The following is a 2,267-nucleotide window of genomic DNA, read 5'->3' as shown; positions in this document are numbered from 1 at the left end:
GGGCCTGGCCGAGCCCGGCGGGCAGCACGCAGCCCATATAAATCCGCTCGACCGCATCGCCCGAGACCCCGGCGCGCTCGACCGCCGCCTTGACCGCCGCCGCGCCCAGATCGGTCGCGCTGGCGCCTGCAAGGCTGCCTTGAAAGCTGCCCATCGGGGTGCGCGCGTAGGACAGGATGACAATCGGGTCATGGGCGGAAAATGCGGTCATGGCGGGGGGAATCCTCTCAAGAGTTTTGGGCTGGGATGCTGTTAGTCCAGTCCGGTGCGCGATACAAATGTGGCGATTGCCAGCAGCGCGCCAGCGAAATTATATTACAAAGATGCGCGCGAGCGGTTATGACGACCAAAAGCACAGGAGAGCATGCCGCATGATGCCCGATTTCGATTTCCAGATAGGTGAGATGGGCGAGCAAATCCGCGACCTTACCCGCCGTTTCGCTGCTGACAAGATCGCCCCTATTGCCGCCAAGATCGACGCCGAAGACTGGTTTCCGGTCGAATTGTGGCCCGAAATGGGGGCGCTCGGCCTGCACGGCATCACGGTGGGCGAAGAGGATGGCGGGCTGGGCCTCGGCTATCTTGAACATGTCATCGCGATGGAAGAAATCAGCCGCGCCAGCGCCTCGCTGGGGCTGAGCTATGGCGCGCATTCCAACCTGTGCGTCAACCAGCTACGCCGCTGGGCAAACCCCGAGCAGAAGGCAAAATACCTGCCCGGGCTGATCTCGGGCGAGCATGTCGGCTCGCTGGCGATGTCAGAGGCGGGCGCAGGTTCGGACGTCGTCTCGATGAAGATGAAGGCGCAAGCCGTGCAGGGCGGCTATGTGCTTAACGGCACCAAATTCTGGATCACCAATTCGGCCTATGCCGAGACGCTGATCGTTTACGCCAAGACCGGCGAAGGGTCTGGCGGCATCACCGCGTTCATCATCGAAAAGGACATGCCGGGTTTCAGCATCGGCCAGAAAATCGGCAAGATGGGGATGCGTGGGTCACCCACTGCAGAGCTGGTATTCAACGATTGCGAGGTGCCCGAAGAGAATATCATGGGGCCGCTCAACGGCGGCGTCGGTGTGTTGATGAGCGGGCTTGATTACGAGCGCGCGGTGCTTGCTGCTGGGCCACTGGGCATCATGCAGGCATGCCTTGATGTCGTGCTGCCGTACGTGCGCGAGCGCAAGCAGTTCGGCAAGGCGATCGGATCTTTCCAGATGGTGCAGGCCAAGGTCGCCGACATGTATGTCGCGCTGAACAGCGCGCGCGCCTATGTCTATGCGGTCGCGCGCGCGTGCGATGCGGGCAAGACCACACGCTTCGATGCCGCCGGGGCGATTTTGCTTGCCAGCGAGAATGCGGTGAAATGCTCGCTCGAGGCGATCCAGGCTTTGGGCGGGGCGGGCTACACCACCGACTGGCCCGTCGAACGCTTCCTGCGCGATGCCAAGTTATACGACATCGGCGCGGGCACGAACGAGATCAGGCGGTTTTTGATCGCGCGCGAACTGATCGGAGCTGGTGCGTGATGGTTGCGGCTTCCGCGTTGACAGCCCCTCTCCCCTTGCGGGAGAGGGAAGCGAGACTTGGTCCGCAAAGCGGACCTAGTCGCAGCGGGAGAGGGGGGCGGCCCTCTCCAACGTCGCCTAGGCAGCACGCTGCCAAGGCTTTGGTATCTTCTCCCCTAAAGGGAAAGGATCGGCCATGACCGCGCCCACCCTCGATACAAAAATCGACACCAATTCAGACACCTACCGCGCAGCATTCCTGCACAATACCGCGCTACGCGATGAGCTTTGGGACAGGGTCGCCGACGCCGCGCTGGGCGGCAACGCCAAGTCGCGCGAGCGGCACACATCGCGGGGCAAGCTCCTCCCGCGAGAGCGCGTCGAACGCCTGCTCGATCCCGGCTCGCCGTTCCTCGAAATCGGCCAGCTTGCAGCGCACGACCTTTACGACGGCGACATCCCCGGCGCGGGCATGATCGCAGGCATCGGCCGCGTTTCGGGCCGCCAGTGCATGATCGTATGCAACGATGCCACGGTCAAAGGTGGCACCTATTATCCGATGACGGTGAAGAAGCATCTCCGCGCGCAGGAGATCGCCGAAGCCAACCGCCTGCCGTGCATCTATCTCGTCGATAGCGGCGGTGCGAACCTGCCGCATCAGGCCGAGGTGTTTCCGGACCGCGACCATTTTGGCCGCATCTTCTTCAACCAGGCCAATATGTCCGCCAAGGGCATCCCGCAGATCGCCTGCGTGATGGGCAG

The 2,267-nt window shown here is 62.7% G+C and carries 2 protein-coding genes and 1 pseudogene; 2 read left to right on the top strand and 1 reads right to left on the bottom strand.

What is annotated here, in order from left to right; all coding sequences use genetic code 11:
- Window positions 1–211: pseudogene (locus ACEW8G_RS01165) on the bottom strand (acetyl-CoA C-acetyltransferase); the annotation flags it as partial.
- Between the two features lie 163 nt (window positions 212–374).
- Here ACEW8G_RS01165 and ACEW8G_RS01160 point away from each other — a divergent pair.
- Entirely contained in the window at window positions 375–1,526 is a 1,152-nt protein-coding gene (locus ACEW8G_RS01160; RefSeq protein WP_373486619.1) for an acyl-CoA dehydrogenase family protein, read from the top strand.
- 175 nt (window positions 1,527–1,701) lie between these two features.
- Window positions 1,702–2,267 (top strand): carboxyl transferase domain-containing protein (locus tag ACEW8G_RS01155; protein ID WP_373486618.1); only part of this gene is annotated, 566 nt, incomplete at its 3' end.

Origin of the sequence: Blastomonas sp. (assembly GCF_041747255.1) — a bacterium.
Lineage (GTDB): Bacteria > Pseudomonadota > Alphaproteobacteria > Sphingomonadales > Sphingomonadaceae > Blastomonas.
This window is presented reverse-complemented; position numbering and strand designations above follow the sequence as displayed.